This is a genomic window from Vibrio sp. E14 (assembly GCF_020515785.1).
Classification (GTDB): Bacteria; Pseudomonadota; Gammaproteobacteria; order Enterobacterales; family Vibrionaceae; genus Vibrio; species Vibrio diabolicus.
The window spans coordinates 57329-82882 of sequence record NZ_JAHPJI010000002.1 but is presented as its reverse complement, the minus strand read 5'-3'; the positions used below and the strand labels follow the sequence as shown (position 1 = coordinate 82882).

The window sequence follows — 25554 nt, the reverse complement described above, 5'->3', positions numbered from 1 at the left end:
CATTACTCATTAGTAAGTACCGATGTAAGTCGGCATTGCTACCGATTGGTTTGCGAACTCTTCTTTAACGACTTCAAGGAACTTCTCAGCCATTTTCTCTTGAATCTCTTCCATGCGTTTAATGCGTAGGATTAAAAGTTCATTTCGAATTATTGATAGGCGCAAATCAAAGTGGAAATCACCTAAACCAGAGTATGGTTCGCAAGTGAATACAAATGCCGCAGGTAGCACAAGATCTTCACGAGTTTTAGTCGCAATACGTTCGTATTCGCTTTGTGATTGAGAGAAATCACTAACTTGTCGGTTTGAGCCGCGAGTGTGTTCAAAATCAAGTTCACGAACAGCCGCAATCGCTTTGAACATTTCAATTTGTTCGCCGTTTGAGTCAAACGCAGAAATGTAGTCTTTCCAATCTTCCAAGAACTCAGCCATATCGCGTTGTTCCATGCGTTCGCCGTCGATGTTTAGCAGCGCTTTAAATGGTGCAGTGCGTTTTAGTGATACTGAAGCCTTGTGAAGTTGATGACCAGCTTTGTCGTTAGTACCAACGTCAAAGATTGTTTTAGCTTTCATTGAATCAGCATCAATAAAAGTCTTTGAGCCTTCTAGCTGGTGGTCTTTTGCATACTTCGCAAACTCAGTGATCAAGATTGTATTAAACTCGCCACGCAAGTTATTGCGGTGTTCTGGGTACTGTTCCAAATCTTTTAGGGAACAGTTGTCAGGCACTAGAATCAGTTGGGAAAGCGTATTTTTAGCTTCAATAGCTTTAATAAACTCAGGAACGCTACCCTTATTTACAAGTTCTTGAATTGATTCTTTAGTAAATGACATTTCTCTTTACTCCTTAGTATTTGCCAACGCTTAGTTTGTTAATACCAGCCGGAAGTTCTAGCTGGTTGTGGACGCCAACGGCAGGGCGGTCATAACTCAACTTTCCACCGAAGCCAGCAAACGCCACGGTTTCATATTTGAAATCTTCGACTTTCGAGCCGTAATTTACTTTCGGTTCTTTAACTGTGATCGCCGTGGTTACATTCATAATCGACGGGTCGGTTTTAGATGCTGGTGAAAGTTTTAGCTTTAAGATGATCTCGCCAGCTTTACCGGAGTTAGAGACGGCTAGCGCCACGTTGGATGTGGCTAAACCAAGAACGTTAGCAATCGAGCCAGCTTCTACACGCTCAATAAACTCAGGGAAGTTAGTCACACGTTCCATTTGAGGGTCTTTTTTGGCAGTTCCTTCGCCAGTCATTTTTGCTTCGTCAATAGTCATGTTTACTCACTCATCTTTTGTGATACTATGACTGCGTTGTAGCGGTTTGGTCGCCGCTTCAACACGGTCACACCATTAAATGGTCTGGTCATACCTTGTGAATAAAGCCGCTCAGAAATGGGCGGTTTTATTTTTATCTGTTTGTTTCCGAACGATGCAAAGATTAACTTAACGATGAAAATATTGGAAGTGATCGAGAACAATAAAAAATGAAATTATTGTTTTCGTTTTTGATTGATTTGGAATTTTAGATAAAAAAAACCCTCGCATAGCGAGGGAAATCCTTTTAAAAGCTGATTGTGAGTGATATCTATCACCACAAATTAGAATATCGCATACGCAGCGAAAGTGCCAATTAATTTCTGACCAGTGATTTCTACAAGACGCAATTCAAGAGGTAACTCTTCATTCATGGATTTCAAAAACTGCCTACCGTGTGCGGATTGGTATTCCATGATCTCCACGTTGTTACCAGTGTTTGCTACAACCAATTGACCAGACACTGGTGATTTATCAATGTCAAAGTACAAATAGCCACCAGCAGGATAGTTTTTGATTTGGTCATTCACTTTTACAACGAATTGACTCTTTGAGTTTCCACTAGGGCAAGGGAATCTTTGAGTGTGTTCTGCAATGCCTGTTTTTAAAAACTCATCTGGGTCAACATCAACGAACGAGTTTAACGATACTAGGGGTGCACCTAGTTCAATGCGAGAAAGTTCTTTGTATTCGTCAGCCGTTGGCGAACCTTCACCAGTAGCTAACCACTCAAGACGGCAATCAAGGGCATCTGCTAGCCTGATAGCCGAATCAAGCATGATACTTTTTTCTGGATTCAATTTGATGTTGGTTAACACCGCTCGACTTACACCAGATCTCTTTGCCAAGTCGATGCTTTTGGTTATGTTTAAATCCCGTTTCCTCTGCTCGATGTTCCGAGCAAGCACAGACATAGACATAATGCCCCCTGTTTGATGTTTAAATATTACGCTTGTATATGTATGTGAAATTCACACACCAAGTATAAACCAATTCTTTTTTTTGGTCGATTATTGGTCCAGTTTTTTTTATTTGACAATTCCATTGTTTACGATCAATGATTGTGGTCATCGAATGTTGACGACACTCAACGGTAGATAACCTAAAAGTGTGTTTTGGTGAGCGTGGGAGCTATTTCCTATCAGCCACCCACTTGTGGCGCTAATAGCTCAGTGTCGCCACGCTCAACCAAAGCACATTGAGAGGTAACCATGAACATTCCTGAAAATCGCTTTTTCGTTCTAAACAACATGGCTGTCGTTCCAACGATGATTTTTAAGCGTGGTTTGACGCTTGAAGAGTTAGGAGCTTACTGCGTTTTGAGCGCGACAAGTTTCAACTGGTGGAAAGAGGTCGATGAACTCAGCAACGCATTGGGAGTGCCAGTCGAGAAACTTGAATCACTCAGACAAGCGTTAGTTGAAAAGTGTGGTTTGACTGAACCTAAAGACGAATACAACGAAGAAGAACAGGCTGAACGCGCAAGCTCTATCTACAAAGACATTCGAACAAATAGTGAATTTTAAGTAAAAAAAACCGCCGTGTGAGGCGGCGGTCTTTAAGTTTGCACCAAATGTTAGTGCTGTGACGAGGTAATTATATGGCACAACCAAATAAGAACGCAACGATCAAGCGTAAACGTGCAAGTCGCAACTTCACCATGATTTGCAACGAGGTTTATGCAGACCATTGTTTGAGTTTTCAAGCTATGGGATTGCTTAGTTACTTGTTGTCAAAACCTGATGATTGGGAAGTTAAAGTGTCCCACTTAGAGAAAGTAACCACCGGAACCATGAAGAAAACGGGGCGTGATGGTGTTTACGTAATACTAAAAGAGCTTATTGAGCGTGGCTTTTGCCTTCGCCACAAAGAGGCTGACGGTTCAACCTGGTATGAAGTGCGTGACTATCCAAAAAGCCTAATCCGTGAAAGCCGTATTACGGAAAAGCCAGATCCGGCTAATACGACACTACTAAATACTGATCTTAAACTAAATACTGATCTAAATACTTCGTCCGAATCTGACGATTCAGACCAATTGCTTTCTGATGCGTTTGCAATTTTCTGGACTGCCGGAATGAGAAAGGTTGGGAAGATTCAAGCATTCAATGAGTTTAAGCGAGCTATCAAGCGCCTAAAGGCCGAGCCTTACGAGTTTGCACGAATGCTCGCTGAAGACGTAAAGCGACGCAATGCAGCGCAGCAACAAGGTTTTGATCGCTTACATCCAGAACGTTACATCAAGTACGAACGCTGGACAGATGAATTGCTTAACGACACGAATCTAAGAGGTATCGACAATGGACAGAAATTTGAAATCAATGGAATCGGTTATGGCGAGAATGCCGATCAGTCAATCTTCCCTGAATGGTTGCGGATTTACCCAAACCAATCGCCAGCAATCATATTTGCACGAGTACAACAACAGCGCCAATGGATTGAATCCCAAGCTAACAGCCCTATGGGACACGCTAACGGAAATGTACGGCAAGACATGGGTAACGATGAATGGCGCAGTGATTACTACGGCATGGGGAAACTTCCTTTCGACCCTGAATGATTTGCAACTTAACCGGATACTAGCGATCTGCTTTGACCGACTATCCAACGGCAACCGCTTCCCTCCATCGCTTGGTGAGTTGATGACTCAGATTAACCAGCGAACCGAAGCGGAATACCGCGAAGCCTATGACCGATTTTTGAATCGTGCGCCAATGGGGAGAGCCGAGAAATGGGTAGCACAAAATTGTGATTGGGATTTGAAACGAGCTAGAGCTGGTGGAGAGTTAGAACTTTTCATCAAGTATCTACGGGATGCAGACGCTAAAGAACGAGCTGGCCGCTTGAGACTTGCAGAGGATGAGCTAAAAGCGCTACCAGTACACAGTCGAGTTTCGGTAAGTGACAAGGTTCGAGAAGAGTATCGACGTTCAGGAGAACGACACGAGTTTTCTGATCGAATTGACCAACTAAGGGCCATGAAACGATGAACGATATCAAGCAGCAAATGAAGATTTTGATCGCCAAAATGCACGAGTACGGCTTTGAAGAAATCGCAATCAACAACGATGTGCCAGCAATGGATCAGGAGTTTGCTAAAGCGCTAGTGAATTACCTAGAAGCCACCAGCAACGCATTCTTGAGCGTATCTCGCCTTCACAAGCTAGCGAAGCAAAGAGACTTCAAAGTATTGAGTGAGAACTTAGAACAGGACTTAAAAACACTAGCTGGCATGGCTAGCATGATCGGCAATACGTGTAACTCATACGGGCGAATGGAAATTGAAGCGTTTGATGTTGCTTTAGAGGCTCTTCACCGCGCAAAAGAAGAATCTAAATTTTCGGCCCGTTAAATTTACAAACGTAAATTTCGATCATATATTTGTTTTCGAAACAAAACACAAGGTAACAATCAATGACCAAATTGCCAGACCAAAAAGCTTGCCAAGTATTGTTAACAATGGGGCGCAGACGCCAAGTTGAACAAGCCATTTCAGAGCTAAATGAATTGGCCGTTGCCCTGTACCACCACTTTCGACAAGGCAAAGGCTCGATCACTGAAGTGATGGAAGAAATTGCTGACGTTGAAATCATGCTAGCGCAGATCTACCAGCTCGTAGACAAAGACCAGCTAGAAGCTATCCGACATAAGAAAATCGAAAAGCTTGATTTTTATCTATGGCGAGTAGGAGAGATCCCACGCGAGATTTCCGAGCTGCAACATCAAATCACTAAAGAATCCAGTACCGAAGAAATTGAGCGTATTGAGCTAAAAATCAACGCCCTTAGACGCGAAATGGAGAGCATTAAGGGATGAAGATTTATATCGCTGGTGGCGTTACCGATGTGCCTGATAGCGAAGCGCAATTTAAACGCGCAGCCCTAAAGATTCAGTGCATCGGTCACGTTCCCGTTCACACACTGATGTTGCCAGAAGGATTAAGCGAACAAGGGTACATGGATATAGCAATGGCAATGATTCGTGAAGTTGACGCGATTTATTGCTTGCCGAACTGGAAAACTAGCGTTGGCGCATTCGCTGAAGTTGCTTACGCAAAGAAGCTTCACTTGCCAGTGTTCCACAACATTCAACAAATCAAGCATCGTTTTCGTTTCTAGGTGAGTTATGCGTTTTAGTGAAACCGTTCTAGTAGCGATACACGGCGCACTAGCGATCTACATGCTGGCTAAGTTCGGCATCGAATTTACGGTAATGATTTACTTTCTAGCTGGCGTAATCGTTGCGAGATTGAAATCACTCAAATTGGTGAGGTAGGCATGAAATTACGAGACTTGCCTTATCAGTACGATTTCAAGCTTAACGGGAAGAGATATAGCCAATTCATTAGACCTAAAAAGCCAGTAGATCCGAATGATTTCAAAGTCGTGTGTTATGAGCCGCCGCAAGGCGACTCTATTGATATTCATTGCATGACTGAAGTTAAGCCAATAGTGCGTGTTCGTGTGTAAGCAGGGTATGACCAAAAGAACCATGTTTTAAGGAATTACGTTGATGAACATAACCAAATTCAACAAACCTATTTTTGGGGATCTGACCGTCATCATTGATATGGATAACAATCCTTGGTTTATCGGGAACGAGGTCGGCGCAATGCTTGGACTTGTGAACGCTCGTGATGCGGTTAATCGGTATGTTTCAGAACAAGATAAGAAGCCGCTAAAGCAATTAATGGCCGAATTTTCAACGTCGAGCTGCTCGACGTTAGAGTTAAATCAACGGCTTACGGTAATAAACGAGGCTGGTATGTATGACTTGATTCTTTCCAGCCAAGCGCCAAAGGGTAAGCCGTTTCAGCGTTGGATCACTCACGAAGTGTTACCAAAAATTCGAAAGCATGGCTCCTATTCATTGACCGAACAGCCGCGAACAAGCGCGGAATGGTTACTTGAGCAAGCAAAGGCTCTAGTTGAACAGGAGAAGCAGACCAAACAGGCCATTGAAACGGCCAACGACGCTCATCGACGAATTGACGAGTTAGAGCGCAATTTTATTCCGGCTGGATATGCGATTGTTTCCGGTTTGGGTATTCACTACGGGCTATCCAATCAAAAGGCTAAAGAGCTAGTGGAAGCTTATGACGTTCCAACTAGACCAATCACAGTGAATAGTGGGACGTTCCCCGTTCTCACTAAGATGGTGCTCATTGAGGACTTTAAAGCCGCGCTCAAGAAAGAAATTCAACTTCTCTCACTATCAGATACCGGATTATGGTTTGCTGGTGGACAGTTAGGGCGATTTGCGGCCAAAGGGCGAGTGTTAGAACTATTCAAAAAATACCAAGAGACATTAGCAGTTATTTAGGGGAACGCATTAGATGAGTAATCCGAACCAAGTATTAACCTACTACCTGATCACTTATCACTACTACAAAAAAGGCGTGTTTGCGCAAGCTGGCTATCAGCAAGTTGCTTTGAGCCAGAGAATGAAGCCTTACTCAACTAAGAAAATAATGGCCGCTATAGCCGATCACTTAGGAGTTGACGCAGATACGTTACTGCCTATCAACATTCAGGAGCTTGGTTCCTATCCAAGAGCCATGATTGAAGATCTAAAAGAACAAGCCGAGGCGTTAACAGTAACGCTTTAGAGTATCGCTTTTGAGTTAGAGCGTTGCATTCAGTGAATGCAGCGCTTTTTTTGTGCCTAGAAAACAGGAGAAGAGCAATGAAAGGTCGCAAACCGACAAAGGCAGAACAGATCTATGGACAGGCCGTGATTCAACGTTGTGGTTGTATAGCTTGCGATAAGCTTGGTCACCCGAATGATTGGCCTGAACCGTTGGAATACGTTGAGTTTCATCATTCGAGTGAGAAAGGTGCGGTTAAGCCACTAGCTCACTTTTTTGGTTATGGCCTTTGTCCCGTTCACCATCGAGGCGCAACTGGCGGCAACCCAATACCAGAAGGCGAACCAGTGCGACACGATCCGCTAGGTAGTCGCAAGCAATTATTCTTCAACAAGGTTGGTACAGATTTAGAGCTGGTGGAATATGCGTGGTCTAAATTGCCACTAGAAGCGCTCGATCAGATTGGAGAGCTTACCGGAATATGGAGCTTTGAAGAGTTGGTGCGAGAGGACGCGAAGCAACGCAACATTTTTGAAAACATAAATTCCAATATTTAGGTTTGTTTGTATAATCATCGAACGGATACAATTATTTTTGTTCAATGAATATTGCAAGGTATGACTGACATGACCAAAAACAAAATTTCACCGAGAGATGAAATCGCGGCAATAGGATTTAACGCAGCTATTCGTCTCCTTTCTATCCATAGACATTGCTCAGAGCAAGATGCAGTTGAGTACCTAGCGTTCGAGCTAGGCCGAGCAATTCCACAGATTGAGCATTACCGAGTAGTAGGGCTAAGTATCCACTTAGTTCCTAAAGTCATCGAGATAATGCGACAAAACAAAATCCCATTTGGTCGCCACCAGCTAGCGCCAACAAAAGAAATTATTGCTATGGCACAATGGCGCAACACAAAGTGACGCAAGGTATTACCAGACAAAACACAGGGGAAAATAGGCTTGATTGTTGTTTTGTTTGGATTCGTGATCTTCTCTGTTGGTCACGCTCTTTTTATGATTTCGGTGTTGTCGTTCTATGATTCTATGAATCGAAAGTTAACAAGTAAGACATCGACCATAATTTTTTTGATTGGAACGCTGCTTATGACGAGCGGCTTTCTTCTAAGCCCTTTGTGGCTAATTCAACAAATAGGTATGAACAAATGACCGACCAAAAAGTGCTAAACAGCAAAACACGACCAGAACTAATGAACTTTCTTGAAGAGTTTGTGCAAAGGGACGGTTTTAAAATCGCCTTAACCATTAATCCAGAGATTCAGGATGATGAAAGAGTAGGTCTAGGCATTAAACACGAACAGTTTCCTACGGTTAACAATAATCTCGCTGATCACATCGGTTGTGCTTTGAACGAGGTGATCAAAGAGCTTATGCCTCAACTTCTTCCAAAGGTAACAGCTATTGCTCTTGCAAAGATGGCAGGTGTGGATTTGAGCAGCGTGAAACTTACAGAGTGCGATTGTGAAGATTGCCAATGCAAGGATTCTGAACACCACAATGAAAGCGACGAATCAAAAGACGACGGAGCAGAAAAGATCCGAATTACTTCAAGCTCGTCAAATCGTATTCACTGATGCGAAACGCTTAAACCTTGATGAGTTTATGATCCGGCTAGCCAAGCTAGTCGGTTCGTACAAGTCTGTCACTATCTACGAGAACAACGAGGAAATATCCAGCTATGACACGCGAGATTGTACTGTCAACGCAAGAACAGCTACTAGCAGAGGGGATTCTTTCGAAATCAAGATCACTACTTAAACAGATGGAAGCCAACACGCTGCAACCTGTTAGCGTTAGTGAGCTTTGTTCCTTAGCAGCGGCTAAAGCCTTGGCTCTTCTACATGACCATGAGGATGTATCGAACATCGTTATGGAAAACATTTCTTTTGGTATCGCTAACTCGAATTACTACTTACTCCGAACCAAGCAACAAGAAAGCCAAATCAAAGAACTACAAGAAGAAGTGGCCCGACTCAGTAAGTTGCTTGAAGAGTCCGGCCAGATAACTGTTATCGACGCAGTTACACCGGAAGAGGCCGAACTAGGCGAAGTTAGTAAGCAAGACAGCTAAGGAGAAAGTAGTGAATACCATTGACGCAGCGACCATTGTTTTTCAAGACGAACTTGGTTTTGATAATCCAGAATTTGCAAGCGCTTACGTCCAACTAGCCTACAGCGACCAAGCGGAGCTTGACGCCCTATGGTTTGACTTAAATTGCGACTCAATGAAAACCATTCTGGCGAACGTAATTGCAGAGCGCACCGGAACGTTGCCGACTCTAGTTAAAGCGGCCATTCAAACTAAGCCGCAGTTTTGCAATTACTCAGTGATGAATCACATTGCTTGGCAATCGCTTGTTAATCATGCCGTCAGTCAAAAAAACGCAGAAATTACGTGTTTTGAACTGGCTAAAATCATTCTGATGTATCCAGATTGCCCTAAGTTCTCGGAAGCTTGCGAATACGTTATGGAGCTTGGTTGCGACGTTCCTAGTGATTTTCGTGCGGATTTCACGGTGTTCTTTAGCGAGACTGTTTCGGAATATATCGAAGAAGAGGCAAAAACCGATGAGCGTGAGTGAGATTAAGCAATTAGAGCGCGATTTAGGTGCCGTGATCGGTTATTTGAGTGCGCCTAAGTTAAGCGCGGTTCAGTTAGTTATTCGCAAGGCAGAGGCAATCAAGCGTCTTACCCGAATGCTAGACGAAGCAAAGTTTCTAAAGCAGCAAACAAAGTGCATGGTATTGCATGAGTTATTTGCTGAATTTGAGGGGCGTTCGGCCAGCTCTTTAACGATAGAGAAGCTGGTGGACGTTATTAAAGAGTGTAATGAGCATCTAAAGACGGTGTGAGCCTATGGGATACGATCTAGCGGAGTATTTAAAGCAGTTTGGTTTAACAGTTGCCGACCTTGAGGACGAGTCGGGGCGAGGCCGTAATACGCTTTACACTTGGTACAAAAAAGATAAGCAGATTCTTATGTGCATCATTCGATCACGGCTTTCTAGCAAGCTGCAAGTCATTGCCAAAGATATCGAAAACAAACTTTCCATGTTGGAACGATAGTAATATCAGCCACCGAGATTGAGTATTCAGTAAAAACCATGTCTATTTGCGTGTGAAAGAATGCATGTAGAGCGTACATACCGTGTATACGTGTGTGTACGCTGTTCTTTCCCTGAAGACTTAGCGAGGCTAGGGTCACACTGTGTAACCATTAATACTGGACATCAAGTGAGCCGACTTCCGATGCGAAATTTAAACTGATGTTCCACCACGGCCTTCAAATAGTATCATGCCGTTTTTAGGTGTGAGGAACACCGAAGCCCAAGCATATTACCTAAAAACTAAACCTAACGTATAGTAAAAATGCCACGCGTACCGAATCACTATTAAATTGTTTGTTAGCTTTATTAATTACACCTTGGGTTTCAGACTAAGTAATACCTTAAGATCCGGAGTCATCTTTCTGACCATGCTTTGCCATGTTTGGTAAAAATCACCGACATCACCAGTCGGTTTCCCCGAGTGGGATTTAGCATTACTGATTGCGTCGATTAGACTTCCAACAATGTTCGCTGCATTTTTGTGCTTTAGGTATAATAGCTCTGACATGCAATGGTGTAAGTCGTTAATTCTTGGTTCATTTATCATGACAATCTCTCCATTTGGACCTTCATTCATGAAGTCAATGTCATGAACAACTCGCTTCACCTCTGTTCTAATATCCTCAAATTTTACAAACCGTGAAACTATTAGTCCTGCATAAATTCCAGAAACTACGCTTAAAATCAAATTGAAAATGCAATCTAACACAGTATTATTTTCCACATTTAAAGCTAACGTCCTGTTAGGGTGTGAGCAACGCAATACCGAAGTTACCGCATACCACCTTAAACACTAAAAACTGAGGCTTAACAAGAGTGCCACGCGTGCCGAATCACTCTTAAATATTTTTGTTTGGTTTATAACCGCTCCGCAAAATCCGTACCTAGGACCTCATCAAGTTTTGTCGTAAAGGCTTGAGCTAGTTGGGCTGAATGTTCACCATTATAGTCTTCCTTTACGGTGCATTTTTCCAAATCGGCCCGTGTAGTTTCAATCTGTGTAACGGCTATCATCATCGAACGACAAAAGCGTGAGCGAGGTGGGATTTCTTTGGGGTGAGGGTACAACTTCAGTTCATGGCACCTAGATATGATAGGATTTTCGTCAAAGCTAATTGGCTTAGATACATGAGCAAAGTCATTTCTAATTCGTCTTAATAGAGTCAGATCTGAGCGTACATTTTTTGAAATAAGGCCTAAGGCGTAAGCTAGTGCTATTTTGGACGAGAATGTCCCACAAGCACCATTGAATTCGAACAATTTACTGACTTCTTTTAAATCATCGACAAAATATGAACGTAACAACTCACCTAAACGTTCATCTATATACGCCGCTGCCATTAAAGCGCAACCACGATCAGACTCAGAGGTAATGGTCTGTCTGAAATCTGTTATGCGCCTAAACATTTTGGCGGCTTCACTTTCAGCGTCTCCTAAAAGATCTGCACCTAAATCTTGGACAATTTTCGTAAGATTTACCTTATCAATTTCCAAGCTTACCTCCTATTGATCATTTAGATTGTGCTTTAAAACCTAACGCGGTGCTAAGTGGTGAGCTATGTAGACCACTGCTCTTAAAGTATAGTGCCGTAAACACTAAATTAAAAACAAACCGAAAAGGCCAAGCGGTGGTAATTTGTCTTAAACGCTTTGTTATGTGTTATCCCGATTGCAACGAATAAATCTAGCCAATTGAAACAAGTACAACCTCTGTAAATTCCAAATCCAACCAATAAACAATAAAAATAGAAATGAGTTTGCTAGCTTGGAAAACTTCTCGGCTGATGATTCCAGAAACAGCGTTTCCATAAAACCACCACCAACGATAACAACCAAAAAGCCCAGCATGAAAACAGCTAGAATCTGCAATGGTAAGATGATTTTATACAACAGTAGACGCCAATTTAGTGGTAATAGAAGAATCAAATCACTTTCTTGCAAATCACCATTTGCTTCTTCGCTAGTTCGACGGATAAGCGTTTGCACTGGTGTAACACGAGCAATTAAAAGCCCAAAACACCACATGCCCAAAAAACCTATGATTATAGGAGTATTGTCAGCAAAGTATTTCCCTGCAATTGGCAGCGAACTTAGGTATTGATACATTTTGTTCGCTATTTCTAAAGTTTCCATTTTGCTCCTTGCACATAACGCATTGTTAAGGTGTGAGGGTCGTGCTTACGTATATAGGCGTAACCACTAAAACTAACGCAGATTAAAAAGCCTTGTGTGCCGAATAATTCTTGAGCAGTTTGTTATATTTTTAACTACGGTGCCCAAAATGTAGCAATATACTGATAATTCATAGCAATGACTAAAAGTGGAGCAATAATCATAAAGAGCCCGAACCACTTCATAAATTGATATGTTTTTTCACCGGCTTTAACGCGCGTCCACTCTTTCTTTAACATATCTTGTGTTAGAGAAATGAGTTCATTTTCTTTTTTTGTAACATCTTCGACCTCGAAGTCGATTTCACCTTTTGCTGCGAACTCATACAAATCGCCTAAAATATCGACTATTTCTTTATCGTCGACTTTGTTCAAATGAAGTCTAAGCGAGTTGTAGCTACGAGTTATTTCACCAGTTAATTTTATGTTGTCATCATAGAATTTATCTAATGCATCAGGATCTTCCTTTTTAGCTACAAGGTGGGAGGTATAATCAGCCACCGAAGACGTAAACAAAGAAACTTCACCTCTTACGCGGTCGATCCAGTCTTGTCTGAATTCTGACGTTTTTTGATCCTTTGATATCAGTATATTCGTGAACGTAATTAGCCCTGTTATTAAAGAAGCTATAATTGCCCCCCCGGCTACAAATACCGTGGCTGGTAACTCCATCAGATTCTCCATTAAATATAACGCCGCATTAAGGTGTGAGCAACGCTACCACGAAACTAAACCATGCAACCGTAAACACAAAACCCAACGATATCACCAAAAATACTAAGCGTTGGGAATCACTCTTAAATGCTTTTTTATGTGCGTTTTCAAAATAACGCATCACTTAGACAATATAAACTGTATATACCGATTGAAGCAGGTAAAACAACATCGAGAATTAGCCACCTAGCGCTCTGGCTACGAACTAAAAAATGATACCAATTATCAAATCTATGTAGTGAAGCAGAAATACGAATGTTCGTAAGGTGTTGCTCCAAACCTTTAATAGTATTATCTATATCATTCAATTTTTTTAACAAGTCATTAAGCTTTGATTGTTCGGAGGAATCTGATTTTATGTTTTGACAAAGACTTTCAACTTCCAACCAGTGTTTATTGAGTTGTTCAATAGCTGAATTCGAAGCAGAGTTATTTTCTAACATCCAAACATAGAGATTAGAATTTTCGCTTTTACCCGTAAAATCAAGCCGCTCATATGTACTTCCCATTGAGCCTCTGTTCCCTCGAAACTCAGTATGTTTGGTTCCTGTCAGTCTAATTCTCCAATATGAAAACTTGTTGATTAGTAGCCATGAATAATGGACAAGCTCATATGCAACAATAACGAACAGAATCGTATAGATTGTATCAGGGGTTAAATTGTCAAACTTCATTCCCCCTAAAAACCTTGAATCAGCAGCGGGCATAAGCCCAAGTTTGAGCATCACTAAGGTAATGCTTGAAGCGATTATCAAGTTTCGCCTTATTTTTTCTTCATAATCAGTAGGTTCAACAGCCATTGGCTCTTTCATTACTGATTCAACTTGTTCTTTGAATTTTTCGTTATTCTTCATTATTACCCTAAAGCACATAACGTCGCGTTAAGGGGCGTAGGCACGCAATACAAAAGTAACCGCATAACACCTTAACCACTAAACTTGCCGCAAACTGAAATGCCACGCGTGCCAAATCCTTCTTGAACGCTTTGTTATGCAACTTGCTCGACCGTTACAGCCGTACCATATGCAACTACCTCAACTCTGCCTTCTTGTGCTGAAACCGAGTCGTAGCTCATACCTATAATTGCGTTAGCACCTAACCGTTTTGCGTCTTCTATCATCAAGCCATAAGCTTGTTCTCTGGCTTCTTCTGATACGTTCGTCAAGGCGTCGTCGTTATTGCCTGTGAAAGTCATCCCACTCTTCCAAACTTGCTTTAAATTAGGTTTCTTAGTAACGACCCCTTTTGCAACACCATGATAAGCACAAATCTCTTTTTTATGTATTTCATTAGTGGTAACTACAATCACTACTTTCTCCATTATTAATTACTGTTGCATAACGCTTTCTATATACGGATTTTAGCCGTCTTCCATACTCCTATAATGCAATCTTTCCAATTACAGTTCAATTGATAATCAATAGGTTAATGAGAGATGATGGATATTAAATTGCAAAATGACGGATAGTTTAAAAAGCTTACTTCGACGACCTTGGGTAGCTGTCGGTAAGGGAGACTTCATCCAAATGAAGTTAATTCGCTTCAGTGATAACCAACAATAGGGCATAAATGAGTTTGCAATGCCTATTGCAAAAGCTCCTTCAAGTAGTCGTTTTATGGTTAATAAGCATAAAGAGCACTTAATCGATCAATCCGAGTTGGATGTGAGCTAAATTTAGTTTAAATTTGGGCTAATATAGATTTTGGTGTATAGTTAGTAACGCAAACAAATGAACCCAGACTAACTTTTAAATTTAGCTGGTTTACATTCTTATACCGAAGGAAGAAACCCATGCGAACTGAGACGGTAAGCTATTTAAAGAAAAATGCAGCCGATCTCCCACTAGATGAAGCGATGACGATCACACAAAACGGTAAGCCGATTTATGTGGTGGAATCATACGAAGAACGACTAAAGCGCGATCAAGCAGTAGCCTTGATGAAGCTTGTTACTATCAGTAGCAAGGACGTAGCTCAAGGCCGCACGATGTCATCGAGTTCATTTAAGGAGAGGTTGGCCGCCAAGAAATCATAAGGTGACCATAAGATGGCCAATATTGTTTATACGGAAACGTTCGCTAACACAGCAGAAGAACGTATTGACTACTACTCACAATGGAATGATTCCACTAGCGTAGTAGAGAGAATTGAAAATTTGATTGAGACGTTCGAGCAGAACGTTGAGAGCAATCCGGCCATATATCCGGCTTGTTATGAGCTAACTCAGCTTGGGGTGTATCACTTTCGTCAGTTTAGTTTTGATGGGTTCAAACTTATCTATCAATACGACGATGCGACAGATACGGTTTACGCCATGGTTTTGATTAGTGATAAGCAAGATTTGCAGAAAACCCTAGTGGATTACTGCATCCGGTTCTTATAAAACTGATGATTAAAAGCCGCCTTTCGAGGCGGTTTTTTTATGCCTAAAGGTCGCAATAGCGGCCTTTTTTGATCATCCTCAAAAAATATTTTGTTTTCGTTCGTTTCTTTTTGTTTACAAACGAAAACGTCGGGGCTATATTTTACATGCAAACAAAATTGCACCTTTCGACACGAGGATGACCAAAATGACCAACTTAAAAGAAAAACAAATCAAACTTGCTACTGCTGCTATTGCTGATCTTAAAGAGCTGGTGGCGCAAACAGGCAATCTACTAATGAATCTTTCTAAATCTGGCGTTGAGGCAACTGCAAAGGCCGTTTGTAACTTCTACAACGAAGCGTCACCAATCCAACAAGATTGCTTAGACATTGCTTACTGCTGGTGTGGTTCTTGGGATTCAGAGAACGAAGCGCGTGAAGCATTGGAAGCCGTTAAGGGTAACGCAATCAAAGCCCTTGCTTGGAAGCAAAACCGCCTAGAAGTGTTTGAGTGTGAGCGTCCAGAATACCGCCAAGGCATTACTATCTATGAAGTGGTGCGCGTTTCTACTAATCGAGGTGAACCGCTATCAACGCATACTAATTACTTCTCTAGCAAAGAAAGAGTGAAAGCATTCCTAAACAAGAAATACGACTTTTACGCGCCGGATATGGAAGAGAACAGCAAATTCAAATGTATCGAACGCTCAGACTACTCTTTGCAGTTCTACCAAGAAGATGAGGAATATCTGATTGAGTTCCACATGAACCATGTAGATGTAGAGTAATTGTTTGTTCGGGAGGTTGTTAGCATGAACGCTGAAGTAATGACTCAAGAAATGTTCAATTGCATCTTAATAATCGTGGAATACTTTGCCATTCTTTTTATGGGTGTGTTCATCGCTCGTAAACGAGATGTATTTAAAAATAAAAAATAATCCTCGAACATGTATTTAAACTAAACAAGCCAGCTTTAACGCTGGCTTTTTTTGTTATCATTCGTGTCATAAAGTTCACAGGTGAGAACAGATATGGCCGTTTATATCCCCGTCAGACACTTAGGAAAGGCTTTTATCGAAAGCCAAGCCAAAACACCGACCAAGCAGCAAAGGGACATTAGCAAGGCTTACCAGAAGCTACATGCGCGTGTTCAGCGCAACCTTATCGGCTTGCCACCATATCAAACTGAAGTTCTATTTCATCCGACTCGCAAATGGCGAATGGATTACGCTTGGCCCGACTTAAAGATTGCCTTGGAGATTCACGGCGGTACTCATTCAAATGGGCGTCACACTCGCGGCGTTGGCTTTGCAAACGACAGAGAGAAGATGAACGAAGCGCAGCTTTTAGGCTGGATTGTTATTGAGATTGCATCGGACAACTTAGGCCAGCTTAGAGGTTGGTTAGAACGTGCCTTTTGTCATCGAACGGAAATAATTAGCATTGAACAGTGATAATATGTTGACGCAATTGAACACTCGGAGTTAGAGAAGTGGCGAGAATTAATTGGGAACGCATTAAAAAAACAATACCTTAGCGAACACGAAGAAACTGGCGTTGACGTTAAGACGTTTTGTGTTCGCAATGGTTTAGTCTACTCCACAGCAAGAAAATACTTAAATAACAAACTGTTACAGAGAGAAGAGAACAAACCAAGCGAACAGAACGCGAACAACGAAGAAGTTCAGGGCGAAAAATTACAACCCAAAGGGATCACACCGCCCAAAACCAAAATCAAACGCAAGAAAACCGCGAATCAATCAAGTGCCAAAAATGGACACGGTGGCCGTCGAGCTGGCGCTGGCGCTCCAAAGGGAAATAGCAACGCTTTCGTGCATGGCTTGATGACTAAAGCATTTGGCAACCTAGTTAAATACTCTCATCAAGTCGATGACGAATTTAAGTTAGAAGTGCATAAGCTTGCCGCTCTTCAGGCGCTTGAGTGCTACACGCAATACAAAGATGAATTAGCCGACTTCCTCAAAGAGCTGGAAGAGCGTGGTGATAAACCTACAGAACTAGAGCAGGAGTTTATTGATCGACTTGAGAAACGAATCGAGTCGAGTTTTGGCATGGTTTGCCACCACACCGGAAAGCTTGAGTATTTAGAGGGCCAAATGGCGAACCGTCGATTAACCAATCGAGCAATAAGCAAGGTTATCGCTCAAACCACACAAGTCGAAGTTGATACCAACCTTAAACGCAAAGGCATTGCGTTGGCCGAAGCGAATACTGACAAGGCTAAGGCTCAAGCTGCGCTTGCTCGTCATGATCTCGACCAGAAACAACGTGAAGGTCTAGGCGACGATGATGATCTAGGTATGTTGCTAGATGAAGTTCAAGATTTGGATGACGATGAAATCATTCAGCGCTTCAAAGATAAAGGTGGAGTGTTGAACGATGATGAATGATGGTATTCAGCCGTATAAGGATTCTATTAATGGCCGTGGCATAAACCTAGTTATGCCAGCGCTTACCGATCAGCAATTCAAAGCGCTTTCACGGCCAGAGAAGCGCCGTTACTTCAGGAACTATATGACCTGTAAGGAATGGCGCTTAAACAACCTTTACAAGATAGAGAATGATAAAGGTCGCGTTGTCACGTTTCGAATGCGTGACGCTCAGAGAGATCTCTTTGAAACAGCCCATACCTTTGAATTGATTCTTAAAGCGCGTCAGTTGGGCTTTAGTACCTTTATCGACTTGTACGCGCTGGACTCGTGTTTATTCAATAAGAACTATGCCGCAGGTATTATCGCGCAGGATTTGGAAAGTGCTGGCGCTATCTTCCAGACAAAGGTTGTCTTTCCATATAACAATTTGCCTAATTACTTGCGTTCTCGCATTCGTGTAGTTCAACGAGCTGGTGGCGCTAACGGTGGCCGACTCAGTTTTTCCAATGGTTCACGAATCCGTGTTGCAACGTCATTCCGTTCCGGTACGTTGCAGTTTCTACATATTTCAGAGTTGGGCCGTATTTGTGCAGGTTACCCACAAAAGGCCAAAGAGATCCAAACAGGTTCGATGCCTACTGTTCACGAAGGTTGCAAACTCTTTATTGAATCGACGGCAGAAGGCGCGGCAGGACTCTTTTTTGAGTTGTGTAAGAAAGCCGAGGAACGAGCACATAGCGGAGTGAAGTTGGGTGCTAAAGACTTTCACTTTAGATTCATTCCTTGGTTCACTCATCCTAGATATTACTCACCATTGCCATTAGGCGGATTGAAGCTATCCAAATACTTTATTGAATACTTTAAGTCGATTGAGCCATTCGTGATCCGTCACTTGGGTAGACCGTTAACGGATGAGCAAAAGCAGTGGTATGTCGAAACCTATAACCACTACGAAGAGTACACAAAACAAGAGTATCCAAGTACACCACAAGAGGCGTTCTTAACGTCAGGCCGTCGTGTATTTAGCGCTCCTTCCTGTATGGCTGCGGAGTCAGCTTGCTCCAAGCCGTTGCTTGTCTATGACGTTAATCCAGAGACAGGCGCAATGTTTGATGTTCGAGATAGCGTAAACCGTGAAGGTAAAAGCGAGAACATGCAGAACGGACTACAGGGCTATTTGCTTATTTGGGAATTGCCTGATCCAGAAAAGGATTACGCCCTTGGCGCTGACGTTGCGGAAGGTCTGGAACATGGGGACAGAGGTTCAATTGATGTGCTGGACGAAACTGGCAATCAAGTTGCTCATTGGTTTGGTCATATCGACACAGATCAGTTTGCAAAGATTATCGCAATCATTGGAAAGATGTACGCAGGTAAAAACGGCAGAGCGGCCTACGCTGCGCCAGAACGAAACAACCACGGCCACGCCGTTTTAAACGTTCTACGCGATATCTATCCAATATCCAGAATCTACCAAGAAGAACACCACGACAAGGAAGACGAGGACGAAGAAACAGGACGATTAGGCTGGCTTACCACTCGTAAATCCAAGCCGATAATTATTTCAAACTTAAATGAGCAATTGCGCAATAATACGTCGGGCATTCGATGGATCGGGACAGTTACAGAGCTGAATACCTACGTTTATGACTCCAAAGGAAGCATGAACGCAATTGAAGGCGCATTTGATGACCAAGTGATGAGCTATGCGATTGCGCTAGAAATGGTTGTTCGAATGCCTAGAACCATGACCAAGTTACAGCCACGCACCAAGCGATCAAGCGATTGGCGTACTAAGTGAGGGGAGAATTTATGGCTTGGAATGAAGACCATGCGGAGCATGACGGCAAGGGCTTTAACCTTGCTCAATTACGCCGATTAGTCTCAAACGTGGAAGCACAACCAAACTGGCGCGACCCAGCGCAAAAGTGTTGTGATTACTACGACGGCAACCAACTAGCGCCGGAAGTAAAACAAGTCTACGAAGAACGTGGACAACCGATCATTATCAATAACCTAATAGCGCCAGCTATTGACGCCGTTTTAGGTATGGAAGCAAGAACACGAACTGATCTTGTACTTACAGCCGATGACGATGACGGCGAAGAGCTACGCGATGCACTTCAGGAGAAGTTTAAAGATGCGTGGCGACTTGCACGAGCTGATCGCGCTAATGCCGACGCTTACGCTTCACAAATTAAAGCTGGTATTGGTTGGGTAGAAGTTACCAGAAATGACGATCCTTTCTATGGTGGTGGCTACAACATCAAGCCAGTTCGCCGTCAGGAAATGTGGTGGGACTGGAACGCTCAAGAGGCCGACTTGTCTGATGCTCGATGGTTGCTGCGTAAACGTTGGGTAGACGTTGACGAGGCTATTGCTCATTTCCCTGAACACGCCGAAATCATTCGCCAAGCAATGAATAATTGGGAAGACTTTGCAAACCTTGAAAGCTACGAAGAGCAAGACCAAGATTTGCTTGCTGCTTACCATGAATTTGAGAGTTGGGATCGAAATACGTCTGAATGGTTAGATCAGGCGCGTGGCCGTATCTGCTTACAGGTTATCTACTACCGTACATTTAGACGCGGTTATGTCATCGACCTAAAGAATGGCCGAACAGTTGAATACAATCCAAATAATATCGCTCAAGCCGTTGGCGTAAAAATGGGTACATTTAAACCACGAATTGCTACATGGTCAGCAGTACGCGAAGCGTGGTTTGTTGGTATTCATAGAATCATTGATCGTAAATCAGTTGCACCGAGCGGATACTTTCCAATTGTTCCGTTCTTCGGTTATCGAATGGATAAATCCGGCCAACCTTATGGTGTTGTAAGCCGAATGATTAGTGCTCAAGATGAGATCAACTATCGTCGTATGAAGCTTACGTGGCTGCTACAAGCTAAACGTGTCATTGCAGACCAAGACGCAACCAATATGAGCCGCGAAGACTTGCTCGAAGAGGTCGAACGTGCAGATGGTTACATTGAGTTAAACCCTGATCGCAAGAACAAGAAATCAATCAGTGAAGCTATCCAGATTCAGCAAGATTTCAATATTGCGAGTCAGCAGTTTACTGTTATGCAGGACTCAATGAAGCAAACCCAAGACGTTGCTGGTATCTACAATGCAATGTTGGGCCAAGACTCTTCAGCCACCAGCGGAGTGGCTATTAACTCGCTAGTGGAACAAGGCGCGACTACGCTAGCAGAGATCAATGACAACTATCACTATTCGAGAACACGAGTAGCTGATCTGTTAATGGCCTATCTAATCGAAGACCTAGCGAAGCAAAGCAATATCGCTGTAACTATCAACAAGCAAGACGCTCATAAGCGAAAAGTCATTCACCTAAACGTGACCAATGACGACGGCACAGTGACCAACGACGTTAAGCGTTGGAAAGGTCATATTGCTCAAGCTCCAATCCAGCAAACTGCCACATTCCGCGCTCAAATGGCTCAACAACTAACCGCGCTAGTTGCTCAGTTGCCACCACAAATTCAAATGGCAACGCTAGATATGGTTGTCGAGTTAATGGATGTACCTAACAAGCAAGAGATCCTGAACCGTATCAGACAAACTCTAAACATTCCAAAAGCGCCGGAAGATATGACGCCAGAAGAACAAGCAGCTATGCAGGAAGAACAACGCAAGCAGCAAGAAATGGCTGAAATTCAAATGCAGCAGCTACAAAACGAGGTTGCTTTAGGCGCGGCCAAGGTTGAAGAACTACAGGCCAAGATTGCCAAACTACAACGTGATGCAGAAAGCCAAGACGTTAAAGACAACAAGGTTGAGGCCGAAACTGCGAAAGTTTTACAGGAGGTCGCAGAAGTCAAAGCACAAGCAGATAGCACAGTTAATGCAATATTAGCGAACATCGACCAGCAATTGCTAAACCTTCAAATCTAAATGTAAGAGGTAACTAGAAGTGTGGGAACAAGTTAAAAACATCGTGGGCGAATCCGCCCCTTTGGTTGGTTCATTACTTGGCGGTGCCACTGGTAAAACAATAGGTACTCTGATCGCTGGCGTTCTTGGTGTCAAAGATACACCGGACGCCGTTATCAAAGAGCTGATAGAAAACCCTGAAGCTCTAACAAAGATTATTGAGTTTCAGAATCAACACGCAGTTAAGTTGCAAGAAATGGCGCTTAACCAGTTATCTATGCAGCTAACAGACACACAAGACGCGAGAGACGCACACGGCGATCACTGGATGCCTTCAGCGTTAACTCTGATCTTGTGTGTCATGGTGTCAGGTATGTTTTGCTCATTGTTTTGGTGGACGGTTCCAAAATCATACGAGCAACTAATTATCATGATCGCAGGTCAGGTAATGGGCGCGTTCTCAACGGCTATCGTGTTTTGGCTAGGCTCAACGATGATGCAGGGCTTAGGTCGAACAAAGCAACCAATGAAGTTTATGAAGTGGGGGGGTAAGTAAATGAAATTACCAGCCGAGTTTAAGCCGAATACTGAAATTCAAGAAATGATGGAAGAGCTAGGTTGCACTGGCAAACGTGTAAAGCCTCAAGACATTGTTGATCGAATTGAAGAGATTGATTTTCAAACCGTCACGCTTGCAGGTAATAAATTCATGTATTGCGGCATCAAGATGAAAGGCGGCTTTGTTGTTGTTGGTAAACCAGCAACTTGTATCGACCCTGAAAACTGGCGTGACCAGATTGGCCGACAAGTGAGTTTTAACAACACATTCGAAGAGATCTACAAGCTAGAAGCTTACAGAAAGATGAGCGCATAAGACGTAATTGTTTGGAGAGAAAAGCCATGTATGACAAACGACTAAGAAGCTATCGACCTAAATGGTTCAAGACTTGGGAACTTGTGAGCAAAGCTGCTTATCAGGCGCGTGGTGAAAAGGCGATGCTTGGTATGGATGCTCGATTGCTGATCACCATTGATGAGCTGCGAACGCTGCTTAGTGAAATCGATCCGAAGAAAGCGGCGCTTATCTGTAACAACTGGAAAGCTGGTGGATCTCGTGGTTACTCAGGTTTGCGACTTGCGAGTGACAAACATTTCACTCCATTCTCTGCGCATGGCAGAGGGCAAGCTGTTGATTTAATTAGTAATCATTACACGGCTCAAGAGTTGCGTGATTTGATTATTAAACACAAAGACCGATTCCCTTATCTAACGAGAATGGAAGAAGGTGTGAGCTGGTTGCACTTGGATGTGTTCAACTTACCAGAAGATGCACCAGAGAATGCAATCCTGTTGTTTACTAAATCAGGTGAGACTCGCCACGTCTAGATAATCATCGAGCGTTAATTTTTAGTTTGCATTCGTAAATTTGTGGTACATTTATCAGCAAATTGAGTGTGCGGCGAAAAACTAACGCAACACGAGAACATAAAAAAGCCAGTTAGCGCGATTGCGTTAGCTGGCTTTCTTGTTCGCAAGTGCGGCGATAAGCACAAACCAAACGCAAGCGCAGCGATAAGCGCACATGAGGGGATTATGACTATAGAACTTGACCAAGCACTATTAACTGGCAACGTCGAAGACATTGACGCACTGCTAGATGAAATTGACCTAGATGACGATTTGGGCGTTCTCAGCGGTGAAAATGACCAAGACAACCATTCGACTGATAACGAAATGGGCGTAGGCGAGGAAGATGAGGCACTACCAAGTGTTATTGACACTACTCAGCCAAAAGGTGACGCCAACCTAGATAAATCAGAACAGGGCCAAGAGCCTAAAACGAATGCGGCCAAAGATAGCATTGGGTTCGAGAGATTGACGGCAAGCTCTACATTGAAGTTGATCCAGACAATGCAGCGGTAGCAAGTAAGGACGGTAAACATACGATTCCTTATGCAGTTCTAGAAAAGGCTCGCAATCAGGCGAGCGAAGCGTCAAGCCGTATGCAGGAGCTAGAGCAACAGTTAAGTGAAGCTACAACCGCCAAGGAAAAACTACAGCTATACACCAAGCAATTAGAAGAAGCTGGCATTACGCCTGAAAAGCTACCTGAGGAATTGCTGAACGATGAAAATGCACTCAATGCGCTGCGTGATGAGTTGCCAGAAACGGCAGCAAATTTACTAACGGCGCTAGTTAAGCGTTTTCAAAGTAAGGCAGCGACCACTCAACAAGAAGCCAATGACGGAGTTAACGAAGTTACTAACGCGCTAAACGCTGACGAACTAACAGAACTTCGCACTTGGGAATCGAGTGACCGTGACCGTTGGGATATGGCCCTAGTTATCGACAACAAGCTCAAGAATGATCCAGCGTTCCAAGCCATGCCACTAAAAGAACGCTTTGCAGAAGTGCAACGCCGAGTGAAGGCCGCTTTCGGTGATCCGGTTCAAGCGTCAATTGATGCTGAAAAGGCACAGAAACAAGCCGAGCAAGGCCAGCAGCAACCTCAACAAACGGCAGAAAAACAAACCGTTGTACCTAATTCACCGTCTAGTCTAGGTGGTTCTTCACTGGACACTACGGCGGCAGCTAATCAGGCATTGTTGAATCAAGACGCACTAGCGCTTGAGCAATCACTTGCCAATATGTCGCCAGAGAAGGTTGAAGAGTTCCTAGCTCAAGCGGTGATAGCTCTAGATTAGTCGAGGATTTCATAATGACTACTATCACTAAAGCTCAAGCTGCTAAAGCGTTTGGTGCCGCGCTGTTTACTCATACGCGCCGCCAAAACACTTTTGTAAACATGCTAACTGGTAAAGCTCCAAAGGCAGTGCCAGCAGACCGCAACCGAAACAAAACTCAAACTGAAGCTGGTGCGCCAGTTGTAATGATCACCGACCTTACAAAACAGGCTGGTGACACAGTTGAAATGGATTTGTTCCACAACTTGGGCGGTATGCCAACGATGGGCGATAAAAAATCGAAGGTCGTGGCGAGTCTCTATCAAAAGTTGAGTTTGAATTAGTCATTAACCAAGGCCGTCATAACGTCGATTCAGGCGGTAAGATGGCTCAACAACGCACCAAGCAAAACCTACTTCAAGTAGCTCGTACAATGCTTGGTAACTACTTCAACGATCTACAAGATGAAATCGCAACGTATCACCTAGCTGGTGCGCGTGGTGACTTCATGCCTTCCGACATGATTGTTCCAACTGCGGATCATCCAATGTTTGGTGAAATCATGGTTAACCCTGTTACCGCTCCTACAGCGGATCGCCACTTCTTCGGTGGTGACGCAACAGGTATTGCAGATATCGTGGCAGCCGACACGCTAACCCTAGCGAAGATCGATGAAATTGCGCTTTACCTAGAAGAAATGGCACATCCAATCAAGCCTATCCGCTTCGAAGCAGATGAGCTTTACGGTGAATCGCCTTTCTACGTTCTATTTGTTACTCCGCGCCAATGGGCCGACCTATGGGCTGACGTTCAAGGTGCTGGCAAAGTGCAAGAGCTGATCGCGAATGCGGTTAACCGTTCGCAAGGCTTTAAGCATCCACTATTCCAAGGTGACCGCCTAATGTGGCGCAATATCTTGGTTCGTCAATACCGCAAACCAGTACGTTTCAATGCTGGCTCTAAAGTGAAAGTTGGCGCAGCAAGCGGCAACGGCACTGAAACTGAAGCTACAGCAGCTACCGTAATTGACCGCGCAATCCTACTTGGCGGCCAAGCGCTAGCAGTGGCTTACGGTAAATCTTCAAGCGGTGCTCAGTTCTCTATGCACACCGAGAAGGTTGACCACGGCAACGGTCGTGAAACGTCTATCGCTTGGATGAGCGGCGTTAAGAAAGTTCGCTTCCAAGAGAAGAATGGCCGAATCAATGACTACGGCGTAATGGTGCTAGATACAGCCGTTGGCGGTTTATCTAAGTAATAAGTGACTGGCTGGCTATCTAGCCAGCCTTTATTCATCGGAA

Annotated in this window: 38 protein-coding genes and 1 pseudogene; 30 read left to right on the top strand and 9 right to left on the bottom strand. The window is 43.3% G+C overall.

All coding sequences use genetic code 11. The features are described from left to right. Positions 1-9: 9 nt before the first annotated feature. The 3 genes from LIX84_RS05720 to LIX84_RS05710 all read right to left on the bottom strand — a co-directional run bounded on the left by LIX84_RS05720 (position 10) and on the right by LIX84_RS05710 (position 2235). The gene (locus LIX84_RS05720; protein ID WP_226420880.1) at positions 10-834 is read right to left on the bottom strand and encodes a DUF2303 family protein; all 825 of its coding nucleotides are present in this window, start codon (positions 832-834) and stop codon (positions 10-12) included. A 13-nt stretch (positions 835-847) separates the two neighbouring features. Further along, positions 848-1276, bottom strand: a complete 429-nt coding sequence (locus tag LIX84_RS05715; protein ID WP_226420879.1) for a hypothetical protein — start codon at positions 1274-1276, stop codon at positions 848-850. A gap of 323 nt (positions 1277-1599) precedes the next feature. Continuing rightward, positions 1600-2235 carry a helix-turn-helix domain-containing protein gene (locus LIX84_RS05710; RefSeq protein WP_033908283.1) on the bottom strand — a complete coding sequence of 212 codons (636 nt, stop codon included), beginning with the start codon at positions 2233-2235 and terminating at the stop codon, positions 1600-1602. A 291-nt stretch (positions 2236-2526) separates the two neighbouring features. Here LIX84_RS05710 and LIX84_RS05705 point away from each other — a divergent pair, with 291 nt between their 5' ends. The 17 genes from LIX84_RS05705 (at position 2527) to LIX84_RS05625 (ending at position 9989) form a co-directional block, all read left to right on the top strand. After that, on the top strand, positions 2527-2841 hold the full coding sequence (locus LIX84_RS05705; RefSeq protein ID WP_031843978.1) for a hypothetical protein: 315 nt from the start codon (positions 2527-2529) through the stop codon (positions 2839-2841). A gap of 74 nt (positions 2842-2915) precedes the next feature. Next, on the top strand, positions 2916-3875 hold the full coding sequence (locus tag LIX84_RS05700; RefSeq protein ID WP_226420878.1) for a hypothetical protein: 960 nt from the start codon (positions 2916-2918) through the stop codon (positions 3873-3875). Next, positions 3832-4305: a hypothetical protein gene (locus LIX84_RS05695; protein WP_133296392.1), complete on the top strand. Its 474-nt coding sequence runs from the start codon at positions 3832-3834 to the stop codon at positions 4303-4305. Before LIX84_RS05700 ends, LIX84_RS05695 begins: the two co-directional genes overlap by 44 nt. Next, complete coding sequence (locus tag LIX84_RS05690) at positions 4302-4667, top strand: hypothetical protein (protein WP_021484988.1); 366 nt, start codon at positions 4302-4304, stop codon at positions 4665-4667. The genes LIX84_RS05695 and LIX84_RS05690 overlap by 4 nt, the downstream gene beginning before the upstream one ends. A gap of 62 nt (positions 4668-4729) precedes the next feature. Next, complete coding sequence (locus tag LIX84_RS05685) at positions 4730-5131, top strand: hypothetical protein (RefSeq protein WP_021453894.1); 402 nt, start codon at positions 4730-4732, stop codon at positions 5129-5131. Then, positions 5128-5433: a DUF4406 domain-containing protein gene (locus tag LIX84_RS05680; RefSeq protein WP_020840927.1), complete on the top strand. Its 306-nt coding sequence runs from the start codon at positions 5128-5130 to the stop codon at positions 5431-5433. Before LIX84_RS05685 ends, LIX84_RS05680 begins: the two co-directional genes overlap by 4 nt. A gap of 7 nt (positions 5434-5440) precedes the next feature. Further along, entirely contained in the window at positions 5441-5590 is a 150-nt protein-coding gene (locus tag LIX84_RS05675; RefSeq protein WP_021454738.1) for a hypothetical protein, read from the top strand. Between the two features lie 2 nt (positions 5591-5592). Then, complete coding sequence (locus LIX84_RS05670) at positions 5593-5784, top strand: hypothetical protein (protein ID WP_020840925.1); 192 nt, start codon at positions 5593-5595, stop codon at positions 5782-5784. A 43-nt stretch (positions 5785-5827) separates the two neighbouring features. After that, positions 5828-6637 (top strand): BRO-N domain-containing protein, encoded by an 810-nt coding sequence (locus LIX84_RS05665; RefSeq protein ID WP_226420877.1) that lies wholly within the window; start codon positions 5828-5830, stop codon positions 6635-6637. Positions 6638-6650: 13 nt separating this feature from the next. Beyond that, positions 6651-6923, top strand: coding sequence for a hypothetical protein (locus LIX84_RS05660; protein WP_020840923.1), 273 nt, complete (start codon positions 6651-6653; stop codon positions 6921-6923). A 77-nt stretch (positions 6924-7000) separates the two neighbouring features. Then, positions 7001-7459 carry a Ref family recombination enhancement nuclease gene (locus LIX84_RS05655; protein ID WP_020840922.1) on the top strand — a complete coding sequence of 153 codons (459 nt, stop codon included), beginning with the start codon at positions 7001-7003 and terminating at the stop codon, positions 7457-7459. Positions 7460-7528: 69 nt separating this feature from the next. Continuing rightward, a complete protein-coding gene (locus LIX84_RS05650; RefSeq protein WP_021454335.1) occupies positions 7529-7825 on the top strand; it encodes a hypothetical protein in 297 nt (98 codons plus the stop codon). Positions 7826-8067: 242 nt separating this feature from the next. Further along, positions 8068-8496, top strand: a complete 429-nt coding sequence (locus LIX84_RS05645; RefSeq protein ID WP_025541757.1) for a hypothetical protein — start codon at positions 8068-8070, stop codon at positions 8494-8496. 104 nt (positions 8497-8600) lie between these two features. Then, positions 8601-8993: a hypothetical protein gene (locus LIX84_RS05640; protein WP_020840918.1), complete on the top strand. Its 393-nt coding sequence runs from the start codon at positions 8601-8603 to the stop codon at positions 8991-8993. A gap of 10 nt (positions 8994-9003) precedes the next feature. Continuing rightward, positions 9004-9504 carry a hypothetical protein gene (locus LIX84_RS05635; RefSeq protein WP_226420876.1) on the top strand — a complete coding sequence of 167 codons (501 nt, stop codon included), beginning with the start codon at positions 9004-9006 and terminating at the stop codon, positions 9502-9504. Beyond that, positions 9491-9775, top strand: coding sequence for a hypothetical protein (locus tag LIX84_RS05630; RefSeq protein WP_021453067.1), 285 nt, complete (start codon positions 9491-9493; stop codon positions 9773-9775). Before LIX84_RS05635 ends, LIX84_RS05630 begins: the two co-directional genes overlap by 14 nt. 4 nt (positions 9776-9779) lie before the next feature. Beyond that, entirely contained in the window at positions 9780-9989 is a 210-nt protein-coding gene (locus tag LIX84_RS05625) for a hypothetical protein (RefSeq protein WP_020840915.1), read from the top strand. Between the two features lie 351 nt (positions 9990-10340). On the opposite strand, the gene LIX84_RS05615 is transcribed toward LIX84_RS05625, so the two are convergent. From LIX84_RS05615 to LIX84_RS05580, 6 genes are all read right to left on the bottom strand, one after another. Beyond that, a complete protein-coding gene (locus LIX84_RS05615; protein ID WP_154216400.1) occupies positions 10341-10538 on the bottom strand; it encodes a hypothetical protein in 198 nt (65 codons plus the stop codon). A gap of 350 nt (positions 10539-10888) precedes the next feature. Further along, entirely contained in the window at positions 10889-11524 is a 636-nt protein-coding gene (locus LIX84_RS05605) for an MltR family transcriptional regulator (protein WP_226420875.1), read from the bottom strand. A gap of 159 nt (positions 11525-11683) precedes the next feature. Next, positions 11684-12163 (bottom strand): hypothetical protein, encoded by a 480-nt coding sequence (locus LIX84_RS05600; RefSeq protein ID WP_025562236.1) that lies wholly within the window; start codon positions 12161-12163, stop codon positions 11684-11686. A 134-nt stretch (positions 12164-12297) separates the two neighbouring features. Continuing rightward, a complete protein-coding gene (locus tag LIX84_RS05595; protein WP_226420874.1) occupies positions 12298-12873 on the bottom strand; it encodes a hypothetical protein in 576 nt (191 codons plus the stop codon). A 149-nt stretch (positions 12874-13022) separates the two neighbouring features. Then, on the bottom strand, positions 13023-13769 hold the full coding sequence (locus LIX84_RS05590) for a hypothetical protein (RefSeq protein ID WP_065969353.1): 747 nt from the start codon (positions 13767-13769) through the stop codon (positions 13023-13025). A 134-nt stretch (positions 13770-13903) separates the two neighbouring features. Beyond that, complete coding sequence (locus tag LIX84_RS05580) at positions 13904-14224, bottom strand: YbjQ family protein (protein ID WP_226420873.1); 321 nt, start codon at positions 14222-14224, stop codon at positions 13904-13906. A gap of 483 nt (positions 14225-14707) precedes the next feature. On the opposite strand from LIX84_RS05580, the gene LIX84_RS05575 reads away from it, so the two are divergent. The 13 genes and pseudogenes from LIX84_RS05575 to LIX84_RS05515 all read left to right on the top strand — a co-directional run bounded on the left by LIX84_RS05575 (position 14708) and on the right by LIX84_RS05515 (position 25511). Continuing rightward, entirely contained in the window at positions 14708-14950 is a 243-nt protein-coding gene (locus LIX84_RS05575; protein WP_020840902.1) for a type II toxin-antitoxin system Phd/YefM family antitoxin, read from the top strand. Positions 14951-14962: 12 nt separating this feature from the next. Next, positions 14963-15298: a type II toxin-antitoxin system RelE/ParE family toxin gene (locus LIX84_RS05570; protein WP_226420872.1), complete on the top strand. Its 336-nt coding sequence runs from the start codon at positions 14963-14965 to the stop codon at positions 15296-15298. Positions 15299-15485: 187 nt separating this feature from the next. Then, the gene (locus tag LIX84_RS05565; protein ID WP_226420871.1) at positions 15486-16067 is read left to right on the top strand and encodes a hypothetical protein; all 582 of its coding nucleotides are present in this window, start codon (positions 15486-15488) and stop codon (positions 16065-16067) included. A gap of 243 nt (positions 16068-16310) precedes the next feature. Then, complete coding sequence (locus LIX84_RS05560) at positions 16311-16733, top strand: hypothetical protein (RefSeq protein WP_226420870.1); 423 nt, start codon at positions 16311-16313, stop codon at positions 16731-16733. A gap of 390 nt (positions 16734-17123) precedes the next feature. Then, complete coding sequence (locus LIX84_RS05555) at positions 17124-17690, top strand: hypothetical protein (protein WP_033907881.1); 567 nt, start codon at positions 17124-17126, stop codon at positions 17688-17690. Further along, positions 17680-19473, top strand: a complete 1794-nt coding sequence (locus LIX84_RS05550) for a putative pyruvate/2-oxoglutarate dehydrogenase complex, dihydrolipoamide acyltransferase (protein ID WP_021454674.1) — start codon at positions 17680-17682, stop codon at positions 19471-19473. Before LIX84_RS05555 ends, LIX84_RS05550 begins: the two co-directional genes overlap by 11 nt. An 11-nt stretch (positions 19474-19484) precedes the next feature. After that, a complete protein-coding gene (locus tag LIX84_RS05545) occupies positions 19485-21590 on the top strand; it encodes a portal protein (protein ID WP_226420869.1) in 2106 nt (701 codons plus the stop codon). Positions 21591-21609: 19 nt separating this feature from the next. Continuing rightward, a complete protein-coding gene (locus tag LIX84_RS05540; RefSeq protein WP_226420868.1) occupies positions 21610-22125 on the top strand; it encodes a hypothetical protein in 516 nt (171 codons plus the stop codon). Beyond that, entirely contained in the window at positions 22126-22443 is a 318-nt protein-coding gene (locus LIX84_RS05535) for a Gp49 family protein (RefSeq protein WP_021485000.1), read from the top strand. 26 nt (positions 22444-22469) lie between these two features. Next, entirely contained in the window at positions 22470-22955 is a 486-nt protein-coding gene (locus LIX84_RS05530) for a hypothetical protein (protein WP_226420867.1), read from the top strand. Positions 22956-23162: 207 nt separating this feature from the next. Further along, positions 23163-23492 (top strand): hypothetical protein, encoded by a 330-nt coding sequence (locus LIX84_RS05525; RefSeq protein WP_226420866.1) that lies wholly within the window; start codon positions 23163-23165, stop codon positions 23490-23492. Between the two features lie 80 nt (positions 23493-23572). Next, positions 23573-24274, top strand: a complete 702-nt coding sequence (locus LIX84_RS05520; RefSeq protein WP_226420865.1) for a hypothetical protein — start codon at positions 23573-23575, stop codon at positions 24272-24274. A gap of 14 nt (positions 24275-24288) precedes the next feature. Continuing rightward, positions 24289-25511: pseudogene (locus LIX84_RS05515) on the top strand (phage capsid family protein). Positions 25512-25554 lie beyond the last annotated feature (43 nt).